Below are 20220 nucleotides of genomic sequence, written 5' to 3'. Positions count from 1 at the left end.
GCGAAGGCCGCGCCGCCCGTCAGGAACAGCCCAACCGGCCCCAGAGTCCACGAATCGGCGACTCAGGGTCCAGGAATCAACTGCTCAGAGTCCGGGAATCGGTGGGAGAACCGGCAACAGAATCGGCGGAAGCCCCGGGATGTAGATCGCCGGCGGTGGCGGCGCGGGCGCGGGCGCGGGAGGCACGTAAGTGTCCTGCACGACTGGCGGAGCCTCGACGACCGGAGGGGCTTCCTCCGTCGTCGTCGGGGGCGGGGTCGTTGTGGTCGTAGGCGGCGGGGTAGTCGTGGTCGTCGGTGCCGTCGTGGTCACCTCGGTTGCCACGGGTCCGGCGTCCTCGGAATCGAAGACCTTTCCTCCGTAGCCCAATCCCAGCCCCACGATCACGATCGCCGCGATCACACCGGCGCCGAGGCCCGCGAACCGTAGCGGGTTTCTCGGCTCTTTGGATGTCGATTCAACGGGTTGTGTCCCGGCGAGCCAGGACGGGTGTGCGGTTCCTGCCCCGGGTCCCTCGCCTTCGTACATCGCCGAGTACGCCTGGGCGTCAACCATCACGGCCTCGGTGTCTGCGTCACGTTCTGTGCCGAATCCGTCCGTGGCCGGGTCGCTGTCGGCGACCACGAGATCTGCGGCCGGATCGAATCGTTGCTCGTGTCGGTTCGGTCGCGGCTGAGGCAGTTCCGCCGCGTAAGGGCTCGGCACCTGTTCCTGCGGAACGGACTTCGTACCGGAAGCGGCTTCGGACAAGGCATTCGGCCGCTCCGATTCCGCGAGCGTTGCGACCCCTCCGTGGCTGAACGCCTGAACCGGAACGGGTACCTCCGCCGGGGTGTGGATCGGATACGGCGCAAAGATCGGCGCTACAGCCGGAACTTGAACCGGGGCAGATACCGCGCGCGCCGATGGCGTCATCGACGACTCCGCGATCAGCGCAGCGCCTTGAGCAGTCACGAGTTCCGGCTGCTCGGGCGCGATGAGGGGGCACTCCAGCCACGCGGCGAGGGTCGCCCGCACGATCGGAATGCGTGCACCGCCACCGATCAGGAGAATCGCGTCGGGGTTACGGCCGGACGTTGCGATGACCTCTCGTATCTCGCGTGCGAAGGCCTCCACCGACGTGACGACCAACGAATCGAAAACTTCCCGCGACAGCAGGAGAAGCCCGCCGGGGCCGGGCAGGCACACCGCACTTCGTGAGGACAGCTGTTCCTTCGCGAGTCGGCATCGCGCCTGCAGTTCGGCATCGCCGCCCGGGTCGGCCGGCGTAGCTATACGGCGACGCACGGTCTGATCCGAGTAGACGAGCTCGTCGAAGTGATCTCCACTGACCCGCGTCGACCGGGCGGTGACGACGGTAGACCGCATCTGCCTGTCCACGATGCTGATCGTCGATCCAGAACTACCGATGTCGACGACGACGAGTGTGCTCTGGTCGGTCAACGCACCGGACTCCTCGAGCATTCGAAGCGTCGCGACTACTTCGGGAACCAGCTCGAAGTTGTCGATGCCTTTCTGTTCGAACGCTGCTTGGAGTGCTCCGGCCTGTGCTTGATCCCGGTAGGCGACGACCGTATTGCTGCCGAGGTCGGCATTCTCGGTCAAGGCCACGCCGGTTGCCTCCGCTGCGACTTCCTCCGGAATCTCGCGGCCTCGATCGACCGCTCTGGATCGGAACACCGGACCACTGTGGTCGGGCGTCCCCGGGCGCGCCAAACGCACAGCGCTGGCTCCCACCGTCACACCCAAAACCAAGTTCATGATCCACCTTCGTCGACCGTCGACGGGTTCCGTCACCAGACCCCGTCATTCCCCGGCCGGAAGTCTACCCACTGGGCATGGTCTGCGAGGTTCGCGCATCTCACCTAAGGCCTTCTCGCAGCTATTTTTTCGCTACCTGGACGTTCGACCTACCGCCCCAATCCGCGATAGTTCCAACCGGCGGCGCGCCACAGGTCCGGATCGAGGCAATTTCTGGCGTCAACGATCACCCGCCGCCGAACGAGCGGTTCCAAATCGCCGGGCACGAGTGAGGCGAACTCGTCCCATTCAGTGGCGATCAAGACCACATCAGCATTCCTGCAAGCTTCTGACGTGGAGGTTGCGTAGTGAAGGGTGGGAAACAGTCGGCGAGAATTATCCATTGCCTTCGGATCGAAAACGGTGACCGCCGCCCCGTGCAACTGCATCATTCCTGCAACGTTGAGCGCAGGCGAATCGCGCACATCGTCGGATTCGGGTTTGAACGCGGCTCCCAGCACCGACACGTTAGCTCCCAGCAAACTGCCATCGCAGGCTGCCGTCACCAGTTCCACAGCTTTTGTCCGTCGTCGCATGTTTATGCTGTCGACCTCGCGGAGGAAGTACAGCGCCTGGTCGACACCCAACTCCCCGGCGCGTGCCATGAACGCCCGAATGTCCTTCGGCAGGCAACCACCGCCGAACCCCAAGCCCGCATTGAGGAATCGCCTACCGATCCGAGCGTCGTACCCGAGAGCGTCGGCCAACATCGTGACGTCGGCCCCGGTCGCCTCGCACACCTCCGCAATCGCATTGATGAAGGACACCTTGGTCGCGAGAAACGCATTCGCAGATCCTTTGACCAACTCGGACGTCGCCAGATCGGTCACGAGGAAGGGCACCCCTGCGTCCAGTATCTCGGCATACACCTCGCGAAGAAGGCCTTCGGCGTTTCCCGGCCGGTCACGATCGATCCCCAGAACCAACCGGTCAGGGCTCAAGGTGTCCGCGATCGCGTGTCCTTCACGCAGGAACTCCGGATTCCAGGCCACCTCTACCGAGCCACCCGCCGGCGCAGTCGCTCGGAGTCGCTCGCCGAGAGCCGCTGCCGTGCCTACCGGCACCGTCGACTTCCCGACTATCAGCGAAGGCTTTCGCAACAACGGCGCCAACATGTCGATCACCGAATGAACATGACTCAGATCTGCGGCGTACTCCCCCTTCTTCTGGGGCGTCCCCACACCGACGAAATGGATGTCCGCAAAATCCGCGGCATCGGAGTAGGAAGTCGTGAACTGCAGCCGACCCGACGCCAGATTCTTCTCCAGCATGTCGGTCAGACCCGGCTCGAAGAACGGGACCTCCCCACGAGACAACTTGTCGACCTTGGACTGGTCGATGTCGACTCCCAGCACGTCGTGGCCAAGTTCGGCCATACACACTGCGTGGGTCGCCCCCAGGTATCCCGTTCCGAACACGGTCATCTTCATGTGTTGTTGGTATGCGTCCGAACTTTCCGAAACGCGTACGCCAGGTGGGCGCGAAACCAACATCGGGCGTACGACGAGTGCGTCGCGTGTGCAACCTATGCTTCTGCCATGCACGTTCTCTTCGTTTGTACGGGAAACATCTGCCGATCACCCACGGGCGAACGCCTTGCACGTGCTTATGCCGCCGAAGCCGGGGTCACCGGATTCACCGCGTCGAGTGCCGGAACCCGGGCGATGGTCGGACACCCGATCGAGCCGACTGCTGCGAGGGTTCTCGCGGGGCTCGGCGGCGACCCCACGGAGTTTCAAGCCCGACGCATGACAACAGCGCTGGCCTCGGACGCCGACCTCATTCTCACGATGACCGAAAGTCAGCGAGACAAAGTCCTGGCGATGGCTCCGGCGCGGCTCAAGCGCACGTTCACACTTCGAGAAGCCGCACGGTTGGGCTCGCTCGCAGATGCAGGAACTGTCGAGGACCTCGCCGCCGCCAGACCCCGATTTCGTGCCACCGAACCCGAGGACGTCATGGATCCGATGGGTAAGGAAGAGAACGTGTTTCACGAGATCGGACTTGAGATCGCCGATCTCCTCGGCCCGCTGCTCAGCCGACTTCGCTTCGGTGAGCGTTGAGCGCGGGCACCGCGGTCAACTGCGGTAGCGACTTGTCCGACTCGTAGTAGTAGCTGTACTCGTACGCATTGCGTCCGCGAGACGGCGTCATCGTGATGACAGTGCCCAGGACGTGCGCACCCACACTCTGTAGGTTTCCGACCGCGCGCGCCAGTTGATCGCGTTTCGTGGAGCCGTGTCGGGCGATCACCAGGGCACCGTCCGACATCGCGGCCAGGACCGCGGCATCCGTGACGGGTAGCAACGGCGAGGCGTCGATGATGACGTAGTCGTATCGCGCCCGCAGTTCCTCGAGAACATGTTTGGCCGTGTCCGTGCCGAGTAGTTCGCTCGGGTTCGGCGGGATCGGTCCGGAGGCGAGCACTGTCAGCCCGTCGAACTCGGTCGGCTGAAGCACATCGTCCAGCGTCGCTTGACCGGAGAGCACCGAACTGACGCCGACACTTCCGAGCAATCCCAAATACTTCGATACTCGCGGCTTCCGGAGGTCGCCTTCCATCAGGCACACTGATTTGCCGGCCTCCGCCAAGACGAGAGCGATGTTCACGGCCGTGGTCGTCTTACCTTCGGAGGGAAGCGAACTCGTGACGACGATGACACGCGGTGGATGGTCCACCTCGAGGAACTGAAGGTTGGTGCGCAACTCACGGAAGGCTTCGGCACTCACGGAACTTCCGTCACTGAAAGCGATCGCGTGATTGACTTCGACGTCCTTGTCGAACGGGATCGTGCCCACCATCGCCGAACCCGCGATCTCTTCTACAGTTCGACGATCTTTCACCGTGTTGTCGAGTCGATCACGAATCAACGCAAGCGCGATCCCCACAACCAGTCCCGCCACTGCGCCGAGCGCGAGGTTGCGCGAAGTCTTGGGTGACACCGGAACAGTCGGCTGTTGAGCCTGCTGTTCGACGACCACACGTGCAGGCGGTGTTCCGCCGTTCTCGGGTGTCTCCAGTTCCTTTGCCAATGCCACGAATTCGGATGAGAGAGTGTTCGCGATCTCGCGTGCGAGTTCCGGTGACGCGTCCTTGACTGCGAGGTCGATCAACACAGTGTCGGGCGCCGACGTCGCAGTGACCTTGGAGGCCAACTCGTCAGCCGACATCCCGCCGACCACCCTCGGTCCCAGTTCGTCGATCGTCCGCTGTGCGAGTGTTCGGCCGGTCAGGAGTTTTGTATAGGACAGAACTCGCTGCTGTGAAAGTTGACTGCCCTGCAGTGCCTCGTTGACCGAGGTACCCGCCGACGTCGAAACGAACAGCCTCGTCGAGGCCTGGTAAACGGGCGTCGAAAGAAGAGAAGCGCCAAGGGCTCCGAGGATTCCGAGCAAGGTTACAGCAGCGACGATTCGCCATCTGGCTTGCAATATCTTCAGGTAGTCGACAATTTCCATCTTGATGTCTCCTTCGGCTCACGCATGTCCACTGCGGGTCTGAGCGGTCTTTGCCGGTCGGACCGCGAGGGCGAACCGGGCTTTCTCATTTCGATATAGATCAGCTGCGACGGACGAGACGTCCTGTGCTCACGGGCGTCCCAGTCCGCGGTAGTTCCAACCTGCGCCTCGCCAGTCGTCGGGGGAAAGGCAATTGCGCCCGTCGACGATCACTTTGTTGCGAACCACCGAATCGAGATCGGACGGCTGCAACTTCAAGAATTCGAGCCACTCGGTCAATACCAGGACGACATCGGCATCTTCGCAGGCCTCCAATGCACTTGCCGAGTAGGTCAGCGTCGGGAACAGCGCGCGCGAATTGTCCATGGCCTTTGGGTCGTACACGTTCACTGCAGCACCTTGGAGCTGAATCTGACCCGCGACGTTGAGCGCCGGCGAATCACGAACGTCGTCCGAGTCCGGTTTGAACGCGGCACCCAGAACTGCGACTCTCGCACCGAGAAGCGATCCGCATGCCTCCCGCGCCAGTTCGACCATGCGTGTACGTCTGCGCATATTGATGTTGTCGACTTCGCGCAGGAACGTCAGTGCTTGGTCGGCACCGAGTTCACCGGCGCGAGCCATGAAGGCGCGGATGTCCTTCGGCAAACACCCTCCGCCGAAACCAATTCCCGCGTTGAGGAATCGACGTCCGATCCGAACGTCGTGCCCGATCGCGTCGGCGAGCACTGTGACGTCGGCGCCCGCGGCCTCGCACACTTCGGAGATGGCGTTGATGAACGAGATCTTGGTGGCCAGGAAAGCGTTCGCTGACGCTTTCACCAACTCCGCCGTCGCAAGGTCCGTGACGAGAAACGGAATCTCCGCATCGATGAGCTCTGCATAAACTTCGCGCGCAACAGATTCCGCTCGACCGCGGACATTTCGATCGACTCCGAGCACAAGTCGGTCCGGGTGCAACGTGTCCTGGACGGCAAATCCTTCACGGAGAAACTCGGGATTCCACGCGACTTCGACGCTGTCACCGATCGGTGCCAGTTCCCGCGCGCGTTTGCCGAGCCGTTCCGCGGTTCCCACCGGTACCGTGGACTTGCCGAAGATGACCGCGGGCTTGGTGAGCAGCGGCGCCAAAGTCTCGATCACGGCATCCACGTAGACCATGTCCGCGGCGAACTCACCCTTCTTCTGCGGCGTCCCGACCCCGAGGAAGAACACGTCCGCAAATTCTGCGGCTTCCTCGTACGACGACGTGAACTTCAGTCGCCCTCGATCGATGTTGTTTCGTAGGACCTCGCCCAACCCTGGCTCGTAGAACGGAACTTCACCTGCTGCCAGTTTCTCCAGCTTTGCCGCATCGACATCCACTCCGAGGACCTCGTGACCGAGTTCGGCCATACAGGCCGCGTGTGTCGCGCCCAGGTATCCCGTGCCGAATACTGCTATGCGAGTGCTCATGTTGCTCGATCTGCTTTCTCGAGAGTGTGCGAAGTGTGTTGATGGGAAAAGTGATTCAGGTGCGTACGGCACCGATGTTGTCGCGGTACCACGAGATCGTCGACGCGATTCCTTCGCGCAATCCGATTGTCGGCCGCCATCCGAGTTCACGAATCATGCTCACGTCCAGCAGTTTCTGCATCGTTCCGTCAGGCTTCGAGGTGTCCCACTGCGTCTCGCCGGTGTATCCGACCTCGTCGGCGACCATCGAAGCGATCTCGCGAATTGTGTGGTCTTCGCCGGTTCCGACGTTGACGTGCGATGCACCGTCGTAGTTGTCGAGCAGATGCAGACACGCCGACGCCAAGTCGTCGACATGCAGGAATTCACGTCGCGGATTGCCACTCCCCCAGTTGACAACCGACTGGACTGCCGACGACTGCGCCTCGTCGTAACGCCGAACGAGGGCGGGAAGTACGTGCGATCCGCGCGGAGAAAAATTGTCTCCCGGGCCGTACAGGTTGGTGGGCATAGCTGAGATCCAGGGGCGACCATGCTGCCGCCTGGCAGCTTGAACATGGAGTATTCCCGCGATCTTTGCTATTGCATAGGCGTCGTTGGTCGGCTCGAGATGCCCGGTGAGCAGATATTCCTCCTTGATCGGTTGCGGTGCCAATTTCGGGTAGATGCACGATGATCCGAGGAACAGGAGACGCTCGACGCCGTGTGCGAGGGCAGCGTCGAGCACGTTCACCTGGATGCGCAGATTCTCCGACAGGAAGTCGACGAGGAAAGTGCTGTTCGCCGCAATCCCCCCAACTTTTGCTGCTGCGAGGATCACGTTGGTCGGCTTTTCGCGGGCGAAGAAATCGAAAGCAGCTTCCCGGTCACGTAGATCGAGTTCGGCCGACGTCTTTCCGAGCAACCTGGTGAAGCCCGCAGATTCCAGGTGTCGCCACACCGAAGAGCCGACCAGACCTCGGTGGCCGGCCACGTAGAACGGTGCGCCTCGATCGAGTGGTCGCGCTGCGAATGAATCACTCATCGCGTCGCCGACCAGTCGGGAAGTGCCGGAGTGTCGATCCACGGTCGCCCTTCGTGTTCGAGCGCTTCGATGTCTGCCTCGACCATGATCCGGGCCAGTTCGGGTGTGTGCACGCCGGCCTTCCAACCGAGTTTGCGCTCGGCATGACTCGGATCCCCGATCAGTGCGTCCACCTCGGTCGGCCGAAGATACCGTTCGTCGAATCGAACGTGGTTTTCCCAGTTCAGACCTGCATGTTCGAACGCGACGGTCAGGAAGTCGCGCACCGAGTAGTTGCCACCGGTGGCGAGCACAAAATCCTCAGGCTCGTCGACCTGCAGCATGCGCCACATTCCCTCCACGTACTCCGGCGCATATCCCCAGTCGCGAATCGCATCGAGATTGCCCATGTACAGATGATCCTCGATACCTGCCTGGATGCGTGCGACCGCGCGCGTGATCTTCCGCGTCACGAATGTCTCACCACGCCTAGGGGATTCGTGATTAAACAGAATTCCGTTCACAGCGAAGATCCCGTATGCCTCACGATAGTTCTTGGTGATCCAGTACGAGTACACCTTCGCCGCACCGTAGGGCGAACGTGGGTAGAACGGTGTCTCCTCGTTCTGCGGTGGCGGTGTGGCACCAAACATCTCGGAACTCGACGCCTGGTAGAACCGGCAGTCGAGTCCGGCCATCCGAACCGCTTCGAGTAGTCGGATCGACCCGACGCCAGTGGTGTTCCCGGTGTGTTCGGGTTCGTCGAAGCTGACCCTGACGTGAGACTGCGCAGCGAGGTTGTACACCTCGTCCGGCTTGATCTGCGCGAGTAGTGTCACCAGGCGCGCTCCGTCACTGAGGTCACCGTAGTGAAGAAAAAGTCGAGCATCCGCATCGTGCGGGTCAACGTAGATGTGGTTTATCCTCGAAGTGTTGAACGTCGAGGATCGACGGATCAGTCCGTGAACCTCGTAGCCTTTGGAGAGCAGCAACTCGGCAAGGTAAGAGCCGTCCTGCCCCGTGATTCCGGTAATCAGTGCGCGTTTCATCCTGCGTTCCTTCCGTTGCGGGACAGCCCGCCTGATAGTTGCGAAACCACGGTCGTGGTCCGTAGTCCTCCGAATCGCTCGGCAGTCTTGATCTCGCTCATGCGCGTCCCCCCAAACGGCCGAAGACTTTTCGTATGTCACGTGATGCCAGCCGTATGAATGTCGAGTTACCGAACAGGTAGCGCCGCCACAGACGTTTGGGTTCGGATACAAGTCGATACAACCACTCGAAACCCGAGTTCTGGACGAAAGATGGTGCCTCCGAAACAGTTCCGGCCAAGAAGTCGAAGGCAGCGCCGACACCGACGGCCACGTAGTCGGTTCGATCCGCTATCGCCTTCGTGACAAAGTCCTGCTTCGGCGCACCCAGACCGACCCACACGATGTCCGGTGACGTCGGATCGATCTTCGTGATGATGTCGTCGACGAACTCCTTGCTGAACGCGGCAAACGGCGGGGCATATGTGCCGGCCACCTTGATTCCCGGGTATAACTCCTCGACTCGATCCGTCAAGAGATTCAACGTCTCTTCTGTCGTGCCGACAAAATGGTGACGAAGGCTGTAGCGGCGTCCCTTGTCCAGGGTGGCCTCGAAGAACGACGGACCCCGGACTGGTCGAACACCGACGTGATCGGCGGTGCCGCCGATCAGGCGCATCACCCAGCTGACCGGGGTTCCGTCTGCGAAGTTCACACCCGGACCCTTCAAAACCGCGGAGTAGTCGCGATCACTGTGCGCCGCCGACACGCAGTAGGAATTCGACAACCTCACGGAGACTCCGGTTCCTGCTCCCTCTCGTCTGTCGTTGACTACCCAATCGGTAGCTCTCTCGAGATTGGTCGCGGCAAACGGAATGCCACCCACCTCGATGACCTCGAACGGACTGCTCATCTGTCTCACCACTTTTCCGAGTTCGTATGTCGACGTTCATTGCACTGGCCGTAGCTGCGCGACAAGACCGATGTCAACCGGGACCGAGTCCAATCACGCTGCGGTTCAAAGAGAGAAAGCTCGGTCTCGACAATCGATCGAGCGATACGAGAGGAGAGAGTCGACGCCGGAGCAACCTGGATCGTCACGGCGTTCCTACCTGCCAGTGTCGGCACACCGCCGAGTTCCAAACAGACCACCGGCAGGCCCACCGCAGCCGCTTCGGCCGCCACCCAGCCGCCCGAATCGTGCATGCTCGGGAAGAGCAGAGCGGAGGAGGCCCCCATCTCGCTTACCACTTCCGATCTGTCGCGCCATCCGCGAAGCGTGACCTGACCGCGCCGATACGGAAGCGACTTCTCGATCCGCCCGCGGGCGGGTCCCTCCCCGACAAAGGTCATGGACCAATCGGTGCCCAGCTGCTCGAGCGCATCCAGAATCAGGTCGATTCCTTTGTATTGCAACAGTCTTCCTACGAACAAGAGTCTTCGTTTCGGTCTGGGTACCGCTTGCTTCTCGATTCCGTCGTAGTCCAGAACACAATTGGGTTGGACGACGACATTGCGTGCCCGCGGTGCGCCTCGTCCGCTGTCGGAGTTCATCGCGATGAAAGTGTCGACTCGTCCGGACATGAAGATGTGTGTCAGTGACCGAACGGCTTTCGTGGAGCAGGTCCGAACTGCCGTGGTTGCCAGGTACCGCATACCGATGCGCCTGGCGAGCGGCATCGGCGGGTAGGTGTTGCCCCCGGCAGGCCCCCATACCAGTCGTACTCCGCCGGCTCCACCGAACAGCACCGGTGGGGGCAACCAGTCGGAGGCGAACGTTGCATGATGCAGGACGTCGAAGTTTGCCGCTTCACGCCGAACGAACAGTGAGGTGTGCCAGAGCCATCGGAGGTATCGACCGTACGATCCGGCTTCTTCCGCGGGCAAAGTCGCTATTCGCACGACACGAACTTCGCAACCGAGCTGTTCACACTCTGATTCCAATGCGGGAGCCTCACCGGAGCGAGTCACCACCGTGATCGACTCACACAGTTCGGAAGCTGCCGAGAGAAGCGCCCAACCCGCACCGGATTCACTCCCCTGATTCGGATCGCAGGCGTATGCCGTCATCAACAACCGTGTCATCGCGCTACCACCAGCCTCTGTGCGCGCGGCGTCCGAGAATCGCTGCGGCTGAATCGCTCTGAGAACCAACCGATGTTGCGTGCACCGTTGTCGAGAACCACGCGCTTGATCCGTGGACTGATCAAGGCAACGGGGATCAACGTCGCCGACGCGAGTACGAGCAGAGCGCGTTTGGCACTCTGAGCCGCCAACAGTGGCAGCTCGAGCTGTCCCTGACAGACCGCGAGGATTCGTCCGTTGTTGACATACCGGGCGAAGAGCCAGGAATCCCGACGCCGATCCTCGCCTACCGGTTCGTACGCAAGCGCCTCGTCGCACCACACCAACCGGACACCGCCGGCGCTCATCCTGAGCGTGAACTCGGTGTCCTCGCCGCCAGGTAGATCCCAGTCGTCACTGAAGTTCAAGCCGTTCAAAGCCTTCCGGTCCAACAACAGATTTCCAGCGCCTGCAGACGCAACCGGGGTGCCGGTCGAATGGCGAACGCGAGTGTGCAATGGAAGTTCCGAGGCAGGCAGACCCACCGGAATCACAGGACCGGCCACAGCACCTGCGTCGAAATCTGCGGCGCAGGTGAGGAGATTCGACAGCCAGTCGACATCGACGTACTCGTCGTCGTCGACGAAGACGATGTAACGACGATCTCGTGCACGGGCGAGATCGACCAGCGCACGTCGCGCCGGAGATACCCCGCCGAATCCGAGATGCAGTCGTTCGATCCCGTCGGCAACATACGTCGGCGTGGTGGATTCCGGATCGTTGTCGCCTACTACGACCTGGGCGGAGGCACCGGAAGCCTGGATCGATGCCCGGACGCTGTCGATGCAGACAGCCAGTTCCGATTCACGACGGAAGGTCAGAATCGCCACTACGACGCCGCTGGGATTCTTCATGAGAGGTCAACTTTCGGTCGGGCGTCACGGTTCATCGAAACCAGAAGTGCGACGCTCGCGCTGACGCACGCCGACGCGGCCAATGCTCCTGCGACGGGTACGGCGCTGTCGGTCAGTCCCGCCCCGAGAACGATCAGAAACTGCAGAGGTAACAGCAAGGCGCGAAATCTGTTGAGGTTTCCCGTCTTGTCCACGACGCGGATCGACGTGCCGACTCCCAGCAGAATCCCGTTGAACGCCACCGCCAACCCGCACAGCAGAATGACCGGTATCAAGTTCGGAAAGTGCGACCCGACCAGATGATCCATCAATCGCACTCCCGAGAATCGAATCTCGAGCGTGAGACAGATCAGCGAAACGCAGATGATCGAAACCCAGAAGATCTGCAAGCCCACTCGGCGGCCGAGTGCCATGCACTCGCTCGGGCTCATCGCTTCGACACCACTGCCGAACTTACGCATCAGAATTGGCGAGATGCCCGCGAACATCAAGGACAGCGGACCGAGCAGTGTCTGGGCAGTTCTGATCTCACCGATCATCGAGATCGACGCCACCACAGTGAGTATCAAGAACATCGCCTGCTGCGCAGCTGATCCCATCAATATCTCGATCGCAAACGGCACGGATCGATATCGGTGAGTGCGCGAGTACCTGATCGACGGTACCGGCGGTACCAGACGCATGGATGCGTGACCGAGAGCGAGCGCGACGAAGACACCGACCGTATAGGTCACGAGTGCAAGTGTCAGATTCTCGACCAGGAAAGCTGCAATAAGGACGAACGAGAGTGTCACGATCTGTATCGACACAGAGATCCAACTCGCACCGTCGTGCATCAGCATCGTGCGTATCACGTCCAACACCACGAAACCAGCTGCAGCCAAGGCGTATACCGTGAGATTCATCGAGTCCGAGCCGGCGATCACGAACAGTGCCCACACCGATGTCACCGATACCGCCGCCAGCACGATCGTGGGCGCCAACGCCGGTCCACGCTCGTCGGACCCCGCCCCTCGCGACAGCCAGACGTCGACGCCGATCGCTCTCCCCAGTGCCAGTGCCAACAGACCCGCCGATTGAATCACGGCAACCTGGCCGACTTCGATCGGACCACCGAGTCGTGCCACCGAGGTTAGAACGACAAAAGTGAGGACGCTCGAAAGCCCTTGATCGGCCATGAATGTCACATGCCGAGTGCGATCTTTCACGATCTCACCTCGTCGATGAGCTCACGCATCGACGTCGCCGCTTTGCGCGATGTGAAGCGATTCGAGTAGTGACGATAAGCGGATCTGCGTATCGCCGATCGATCGTCCGCTCCGAAGATTCGATCGAGGGCCTCGCGTATCGACGACTCTTCCAAGGTATAGAGAGGCGTTCCGCCCGGTCCGACGATGTCCGCGAGTGCACCGTTGGTTGCGTAGATGACCGGGGTGCCAACCGACATCGATTCGATCGCAACGCGTCCGAACGGTTCTGCCCATTGAGACGGCACCACGGACGCCGCACTGTCGCGAAGTATCTCGATCACATCTTCGTGCGAAGTGAATCCGGCCAGCGTGACGTTGTCGAGAGCTGCGCTTATGCTGGAGATCTCGCCGTACTGCGGTCCGTCACCGAGAACTGTGAGCGAGGGACTTCCAGCGCCCTGCGGCCAGTTGCGCACCAAATCCAGGACGCCCTTCTCCGGTGTCAGTCGGCTGACGCACACAACCGAATCAGTGCTCCGAAACTCGGGTTCATTTTCTTCGAATCCGAAGTTCGGACGAACCACGACGCGGCCAGAACTGATCAGTCGTCCTTCGACCAGACGTGCTGTCATCGCGCTCGTTGCGACGAACCTGTGCTGCTTCCACCCAAAGACGCTCAGCTTGACCGCCGTAGCGCTCAGGTAGCAGACAAGGCTCTGCAGTCGGCTGTTTCCGTAGCATCCGTTGCGGACACAACTCGTGAAGTATTTGGTGGAACCGCATTCGGTGCACGTGCCATCTGCGCGCAACTTGGCTGACGGTGTGGCGAGGCGATAGTTCCGAACCGCCTGCAACGTAGGAATTGCGGCGGCTCTTGCGGCCACGAGCAACGAAGCCGAGAACGCCGGCCAGAGATTGTTCACGTAGATGACGTCGGGGCGCTCCGAACGGATGATGCGCAACGCATCGACGAGTACGCGAGGACTGAAAACAGCGGTGACTGCCGCCCACGGTCCCCGGGAGATCTTGGAATTCTCGGTGGTGCACTGAACCGTCTCGTATCCGATCGATTTCAGGAGCTTGGATTCGTTGGCGAAGCTCTGCTCCTCACCACCCGGATTCCGATAGATCGCATGGAACATCAAGGCTTTCGGCGGCGTGAATCCACCGGCGGACGTCGGGTTCACTTCAGGCTTCGAACGCGCTACATCGAACGACTTGTACATCTCAGTGACCTCCTCTTCGCTCCGGAGCGAACCTGTACGCGTCGTTCTGGTCGGCACGAACCCCACGGATCGACAACTCGGCGTTGCCCGCATTGTGGGAGCGGTGGGTCGAGGGTCCGTACGGCGCCAGGAAGACCCATGCGATCAGCCACATGGCGCCGAAGAAGAGCGTCGACTCCGTCAAGTCCATCGAGAAGACGAGAGCCATGATCGCGACGACGGCGATGTACTCCGTTCTGCTGCGGGCTCGCCCGAGCGCCGTGCTCAGAAGCAGGTAATAGCCGGCCAACAGCAGCAGGAATCCGATCCAACCGATCTGCAGCCGAATGTCGAGCATTCCGTTGTGTGCGCTGGTCGCCGGAAAGGACAGCTTTGACCGAATCATCTGCCCCACTGCACTGTCCGGCGCCCACACCGAGCCGAAGCCCCATCCGAGCAGAGGCCGCTGTTCGGCGTAGTAGTCGGATACCGTCCAGAGATGTAACCGGCCGGTCAGCGTGACATCTCGCGAGAGTAGCGCCGCGACATCGGGTCCGAGCACCTTCATCGCGCCGGACACCCCGAGGTACAGGCCGATGATCACAGTCGAGGCGAGGTGAGCGTTCGGTGTCCGTCGAAAGCACCTCAGAGCAAGCATTGTCGCCAGCGCAATCCCCGCAGCGACGAGACCGGTCTGGCTCCGGGCCTCGAACAACACGATGCCGGCGACAGCCAGCGCCGCCACCCACGGAATACGCTTGCCGTCGGGAAGCATGAGCATGACACCGACAAGTACAACTTCGATGGCAGCCATTCGTCCCAAAGTGTTTTTGTGCGTGAAGATTCCGCGATAAGCAACGGCGCGGGTGTCCACGTCGATGCCAGTCGAAGGATCGAGGAACACGACCATCAGCGACAGCACGAGAAGTACCAGCAAGGTGAGGGCAACAGTCCGCACTCGCACCGCGAAGGTCAACTCACGGGCGACGATGATTCCCGTGATCGCCAGGCACACGACGACGATGCCGGCGACGGCGGAGTTCCGGGGCAGTGTCGACCAGTACCAGCTGGTTGCCGGGACGCCGGCCGAGATCATAAGCGTGAAGACAGGCCACGTCGTATTGCGTGAGTATCGCCGGTCGAGGAAGTAGACCAACGCAAGTGTCGCCGAAAGAACGGCCGAACCGTGTACGAGCAACGATCCGAGCGCTGTCCTCTGCGTGTACGCCTGAAAGGCTCCGCTCGCGCCGATGACCGCGATCACCAATGCCGTTCGCAAGATCAGCGGATTGTTCGGCGCCTCATTTTCGCAAGGCGCCGGTACCGCCTTCTTGTCAGTAGGCGCCATCACTTCCCACCACCGCCTTGAGCGTCTTCGCGACGATCATGACGTCACCCATCATCGACCAGTTGTCGACGTAGGAAAGGTCCAGGCGGACAGTGTCTTCCCACGAAAGATCAGAACGTCCACTGACCTGCCACAGGCCGGTGACACCGGGCTTGACCAGTAGCCGACGACTGACCGCGTCGTCGTACATCTCGACCTCGCGCCGAAGCGGTGGCCGCGGTCCTACAACACTCATCTCTCGCCGGAGGACATTGACGAACTGGGGCAACTCGTCGATCGAGTATCGGCGCATGAATCGACCTACCGTCGTCACACGCGGATCGTCTCGCATCTTGAAAAGCACTCCGGCGCCTTCGTTCTCCTTCATCAGTGCCGTGACCTGTGAATCCGCATTCTGGACCATCGAGCGGAACTTGAGCATGGGGAACGGCTGACCGTCCAACCCCATCCGCTCCGACTTGTACAGAACCGGACCCTTGCTCGTGAGCTTGACGGCGATCGCAGCCGCCAGAAGCACCGGACTGATCACGGCCAGCACGAGCGCCGCGAAAGCAACGTCGAAGGTCGTCTTCGAGAACTTCTGTGCGCCGTGATAGCGCGGACGCTCGACATGAATCAGCGGAAATCCTGCGACCGGGCGCATCGAGAGCCTCGGCCCGGACACATCCAGAATCCCCGGTGCGACAACAAGGTCCACATGATCGCGCTCGAGATCCCAGGCCAGCTTGCGCAGCCCTTCCGGTCCGAGTCGCTCCGACGCCGTCACCGCCACCGTGTCGGCACCGACCTGTTCGAGTGCGTCGGTGACACTGTGCTCGTCTCCGAGCACCGGAATGTCCCGACCGTTCACTGTGACAACTTCGCCCACGTCTCCTCCGTAGCCGGGTACGCAGACTCCGACAACTCGGTATCCATGGGCATCGTCGCGCTCGAGGTTGCGTGCAAGATCGACAACCGCCCCTCGCACACCGACCACAAGTACGGCAGTTCGAAATTCACCTCGGGCTCGCTCACGAGCAATCACCCGTCGCCAGATCCAACGACTCGCGATCAAGGCGGTCAATCCCATCGGAAACGCCACGGCAAGGTACAGGCGCGCGATCTCCAGGTGAAGGAGAAGGCTGGCGATCGCAATCAGTCCGAACAGGCGGAGCGTTCCGACAGCGATCAATCGGTACTCTTCAGGGCCGCTTCCGATCACACGAGGAGATCTGGTCCGAAATACCCTCAGTACGGCAAACCAGCCGATAATCAGGGCGAAAGACAGTGCGGTGTAGCTGAAATGACCGAATGCTTCACCGTCGACGACATCCGCGTCGCTACCGAATCGCCACCATTGAGCCAGAAACACAACTGCCGCAACGATGATCGTGTCGGTGATCGCCAGACGACGAAGATACGCAGATTGCCATTTCCTGCGTGCGGAAACTCCACCGGCCCTCTCCGGCGTTACTCGTCGGTGTTGTTGTGGCCGCTCTTTCGTGGGCGCGGCCATCTCGAGAACCGTCATGTGTTCAGAAACCTTTCCCCATGCACAGAATTCGGCCTGAAGATGTTCACCGGCCGAGGTCCATCGGACCGCCTTGCCGATTCCCGAAACTTCGACAGCGAAGCAACTGCTCCGCATTGCTGCGTTCAGTGCGTATGGTCGCATTACGTGCGCCTTGCAGTTAACCCGGCGACTATTGTCAGGCCTCGGCCCAACTGTCGATTATTGCGGCATTGCCGCAGCTCACACCCCGTGATTGAAGCAGAGTCCACTAACAACCCAAACACAGGACGATCGGCGATTTCTCCTCGCCCGCTGACGTCGCCGGCCTCGATATTGCCAGGACTCACATCTTGGCAACTCTTCGGCTAGCTGGTCAGTACCAGTGAGGAGTTTGCCACATTCCGGACAGCGTGGCAATAGCGCTTTCCGAAGTTCTTCCCGACGCCAGCATTGACGTCAGTTATTCACCCTCCGACAAGAAGGAGTGAACATTGCTCACCATTACCATTGCGTACCTATAGTTTTCATCGCCTAGCCCATTTGGGCTCCACGTTTGGACGGAAACCAGCACGCGGTTGGTAAACACACTGCAATCCATACTTTGATGCGCTCAGCGTCGACTCAGCCCTGGACGATTGTTCGACACTTCGCCTCTGGGCGTCTTACCTACTCCTGGCCGGCATTGCGCGAACCTACGATCGGGCGACACCGAGAATTCAGACATGCAAAAGGAGGAGTGTGGACCGCCAGCGATCGCCTGTGAGGTCCTGAAATAGTTGCAGCACAGCCCAATTAGGGACATGCGAGTTGCGCAGCCGCTCGGCTGCAAAGCGGGGCGACTGCTACCGATGGCTATGGCTATGGCCATGGCAAACGTGTGTGGCCGTGTAGGGTCAACGGACGCTCGACACGCTCGTTCGCACCCAGTAGCGGAGCGTGTCTCTCGAACAACCGACATTGCGGGACAACTGATCAGCTGGGCGCACGCTCTCGAGTAAACCCCCGCACGCTTCGATTGCCTTACGCGAAACCGGGTTCCTTTCGTCGCAGGTAACCAGGACGCGACTGAGCCCCACCGGGTCGCCGACATACGCGAGCGCCTCACCCAGAGCAGTCGACGCTATCCCTTTCCGGCCCTCCGACCGACGGACCCCGTGGCCGATATGACCACCGACATCGGCCAAGAACTCGTTCATGCTGAGTCGCAGCTGGCCGACAACCCCCGCACCCGCTGTCCAAGTCCATCGAGGGATGCCAGATCGACATCTAGGCGTTGCGAAACTCTCGAGGCCGAATCGGGCTGGTCCGCCTGCGGTCCGCCACACTCGCTACGCGATTCCAACCGAGACGCCCACAAGGCCTCGTCGGTCGCAACCAGATCGACAGTCATAGAGGCACCGGTCAAGCAGGGACAGCTCAGACCGCAGCGTCACATCCCGCATGCCCGTGCCTACCCGATTACTGCGACGGCCGATGAATCTGCATTCCGGCAGTGCGCGTCGCAGACTCAGAGGACCCGACTGGAGATTGCGTCCGATTCACCACACAGAGAAGGGCCCCCGAGCTTTGCTCGAGGGCCCTATGAGGCGTCGGGATTTTAAAGTACGACCAGGTCAGATGACTGTCGACGTGACCTTTCGTTCGCCGACTGGATTGCTGTCCACGGAACCTTCCACGGCCACGTCAGCGACAACCGGATCGGAATCGTAGTAGTACTTGTACTCGTAGACACCACGACCGTTCAGCGGGGTCATCGTGATGACAGTACCGAGAATCGTCGCGCCCACACTGTGGAGATTGCCGACCGCCCTGCTCAGCTGTTCCCTCTTCGTCGTGCCGTGACGAGCAATCACTAGCGCACCGTCCGCCAGCGCTGAAAGAACTGCAGCATCCGTAACCGGAAGCAACGGCGAGGCGTCGATGATGACGTAGTCGAACCTTCTGCGGAGATCGGTAAAGACCGCATGGGCAGTGTCAGTGCCCAGAAGTTCGCTCGGGTTCGGGGGAATCGGACCTGAGGCAAGAACCGTCAGGTCAGCATTGCTCGTGACTTGAAGTACGTCGTCGAGATCTGCTTGCCCGGCCAGGACCGAGCTCAGACCGACGCTTCCGATAAGTCCGAGGTACTTCGAAACGCGAGGCTTACGGAGGTCACCTTCGACGAGACACACCTTCTTGCCTGCCTCGGCCAACACGAGTGCGATGTTCACCGCAGTCGTGGTCTTTCCCTCGGAGGGAAGAGAACTCGTAACGACGATGACACTCGGTGGGCGATCCACGGCCAGGAACTGCAGATTGGTTCGCAGCTCGCGGTACGCCTCGGCACTTGCGGAGTTGCCCTCGTGGAAGTTGATCGCTTGATGAACTTCGCGTTCCTTGTCGAACGGAATTGTTCCCACCATCGCCGCGCCGACGATGTCTTCGACCACCTTGCGCTCTTTGACGGTGTTGTCCAGGCGATCACGCACCACAGCCAACCCGATCCCCAGCAGAAGCCCGATCGCGGCACCGAGCGCCACGTTCCGCGAAGTCTTCGGCGACACCGGTTCCGCGGGAGTTTGTGCTCGCTGTTCGACAACGACGCGCGCAGGTGCTGTGCCACCATTTGCGGGCGTACCCAGATCTTTGACCATCACGACAAACTCGTCCGAGAGCGCATTTGCGATTTCACGTGCCAGTTCAGGCGACGCATCTTGCACGCTCAAATCGAGCAGTACTGTATCCGGCGCCGATGTGGCGGTCACCTTGGACGAAATCTCCGCAGCGGAAAGCCCGCCGAGTCGATCGGGCCCGACTGAATCGATCGTTCTCTGTGCCAGTGTCTCGCCGGTAAGGAGCTTGGCGTAGGAAGTGACCAACTGCTGTGAGAGCTGGTTACCTTGGTAAGCCTCGTTCACGGTTGTTCCGGTAGAGGTCGACACGAACAGGCGCGTGGAAGCCTGGTAGATCGGCGTGGCAATCAACGAGGCGCCCAATGCGCCCAAGATCACGACCACAGTGACGACAGCGACTATCTTCCACCGTGCCTGCAAAATCTTCAGGTAGTCCCGTACATCCATCGTCGAATCTCCTTCGGCTCGAACACGTATCACGTCTTCGAGTAGTAATCGACAGCCGCTGTCGAGCCGCTGCACTCAATGCAGGCTGAACGAGGCAGCCAATCTTCTATCTCGTGTCCCTGCGTCACAGCGCGAGGTATTTGCCGAAACAGCCAGGGGGGAGAGGCCTTCACGGCATCTCACACATCTCACTTCCTGGCCGA

At 60.9% G+C, this 20220-nt stretch carries 16 protein-coding genes; 1 reads left to right on the top strand and 15 read right to left on the bottom strand.

The window, feature by feature from the left end; translation table 11 throughout:
- Positions 1–84 precede the first annotated feature (84 nt).
- Positions 85–1761 (bottom strand): DUF7159 family protein, encoded by a 1677-nt coding sequence (locus ACVZUB_RS06555; RefSeq protein WP_233405664.1) that lies wholly within the window; start codon positions 1759–1761, stop codon positions 85–87.
- A gap of 149 nt (positions 1762–1910) precedes the next feature.
- Positions 1911–3230, bottom strand: coding sequence for a UDP-glucose dehydrogenase family protein (locus ACVZUB_RS06550; protein ID WP_063314864.1), 1320 nt, complete (start codon positions 3228–3230; stop codon positions 1911–1913).
- Positions 3231–3338: 108 nt separating this feature from the next.
- Between ACVZUB_RS06550 and ACVZUB_RS06545 the strand changes: the two genes are divergently transcribed.
- The gene (locus ACVZUB_RS06545; protein WP_058038968.1) at positions 3339–3863 is read left to right on the top strand and encodes an arsenate reductase/protein-tyrosine-phosphatase family protein; all 525 of its coding nucleotides are present in this window, start codon (positions 3339–3341) and stop codon (positions 3861–3863) included.
- Here the strand turns inward: ACVZUB_RS06545 and ACVZUB_RS06540 are convergent.
- The 13 genes from ACVZUB_RS06540 to ACVZUB_RS06480 all read right to left on the bottom strand — a co-directional run bounded on the left by ACVZUB_RS06540 (position 3835) and on the right by ACVZUB_RS06480 (position 20017).
- On the bottom strand, positions 3835–5259 hold the full coding sequence (locus ACVZUB_RS06540; protein WP_054187547.1) for a tyrosine-protein kinase domain-containing protein: 1425 nt from the start codon (positions 5257–5259) through the stop codon (positions 3835–3837). The genes ACVZUB_RS06545 and ACVZUB_RS06540 overlap by 29 nt on opposite strands.
- Positions 5260–5388: 129 nt before the next feature.
- Complete coding sequence (locus ACVZUB_RS06535; RefSeq protein WP_482628252.1) at positions 5389–6714, bottom strand: UDP-glucose dehydrogenase family protein; 1326 nt, start codon at positions 6712–6714, stop codon at positions 5389–5391.
- A gap of 55 nt (positions 6715–6769) precedes the next feature.
- Positions 6770–7738 (bottom strand): GDP-L-fucose synthase family protein, encoded by a 969-nt coding sequence (locus ACVZUB_RS06530; RefSeq protein ID WP_039972726.1) that lies wholly within the window; start codon positions 7736–7738, stop codon positions 6770–6772.
- Positions 7735–8766: a GDP-mannose 4,6-dehydratase gene (gene gmd, locus ACVZUB_RS06525; protein WP_007726640.1), complete on the bottom strand. Its 1032-nt coding sequence runs from the start codon at positions 8764–8766 to the stop codon at positions 7735–7737. The genes ACVZUB_RS06530 and gmd overlap by 4 nt, the downstream gene beginning before the upstream one ends.
- A gap of 97 nt (positions 8767–8863) precedes the next feature.
- Entirely contained in the window at positions 8864–9658 is a 795-nt protein-coding gene (locus ACVZUB_RS06520) for a WecB/TagA/CpsF family glycosyltransferase (RefSeq protein WP_042452261.1), read from the bottom strand.
- Between the two features lie 5 nt (positions 9659–9663).
- A complete protein-coding gene (locus ACVZUB_RS06515) occupies positions 9664–10830 on the bottom strand; it encodes a glycosyltransferase family 4 protein (RefSeq protein ID WP_058038965.1) in 1167 nt (388 codons plus the stop codon).
- The gene (locus tag ACVZUB_RS06510; RefSeq protein WP_482628251.1) at positions 10827–11723 is read right to left on the bottom strand and encodes a glycosyltransferase family 2 protein; all 897 of its coding nucleotides are present in this window, start codon (positions 11721–11723) and stop codon (positions 10827–10829) included. The genes ACVZUB_RS06515 and ACVZUB_RS06510 overlap by 4 nt, the downstream gene beginning before the upstream one ends.
- Positions 11720–12931, bottom strand: coding sequence for an MATE family efflux transporter (locus tag ACVZUB_RS06505; protein WP_058038963.1), 1212 nt, complete (start codon positions 12929–12931; stop codon positions 11720–11722). Before ACVZUB_RS06505 ends, ACVZUB_RS06510 begins: the two co-directional genes overlap by 4 nt.
- Complete coding sequence (locus ACVZUB_RS06500; protein ID WP_482628250.1) at positions 12928–14139, bottom strand: glycosyltransferase family 4 protein; 1212 nt, start codon at positions 14137–14139, stop codon at positions 12928–12930. The genes ACVZUB_RS06505 and ACVZUB_RS06500 overlap by 4 nt, the downstream gene beginning before the upstream one ends.
- Position 14140: 1 nt before the next feature.
- Positions 14141–15466 carry an O-antigen ligase family protein gene (locus tag ACVZUB_RS06495; protein ID WP_482628249.1) on the bottom strand — a complete coding sequence of 442 codons (1326 nt, stop codon included), beginning with the start codon at positions 15464–15466 and terminating at the stop codon, positions 14141–14143.
- A complete protein-coding gene (locus tag ACVZUB_RS06490; RefSeq protein WP_047269061.1) occupies positions 15453–16976 on the bottom strand; it encodes a sugar transferase in 1524 nt (507 codons plus the stop codon). Before ACVZUB_RS06490 ends, ACVZUB_RS06495 begins: the two co-directional genes overlap by 14 nt.
- Before the next feature lie 875 nt (positions 16977–17851).
- On the bottom strand, positions 17852–18154 hold the full coding sequence (locus ACVZUB_RS06485) for a GNAT family N-acetyltransferase (protein WP_230359580.1): 303 nt from the start codon (positions 18152–18154) through the stop codon (positions 17852–17854).
- Positions 18155–18571: 417 nt separating this feature from the next.
- Positions 18572–20017, bottom strand: coding sequence for a polysaccharide biosynthesis tyrosine autokinase (locus ACVZUB_RS06480; RefSeq protein ID WP_474337785.1), 1446 nt, complete (start codon positions 20015–20017; stop codon positions 18572–18574).
- Between the last annotated feature and the right edge of the window lie 203 nt (positions 20018–20220).

This window comes from Rhodococcus sp. OS5, assembly GCF_056837585.1.
This window is presented reverse-complemented; position numbering and strand designations above follow the sequence as displayed.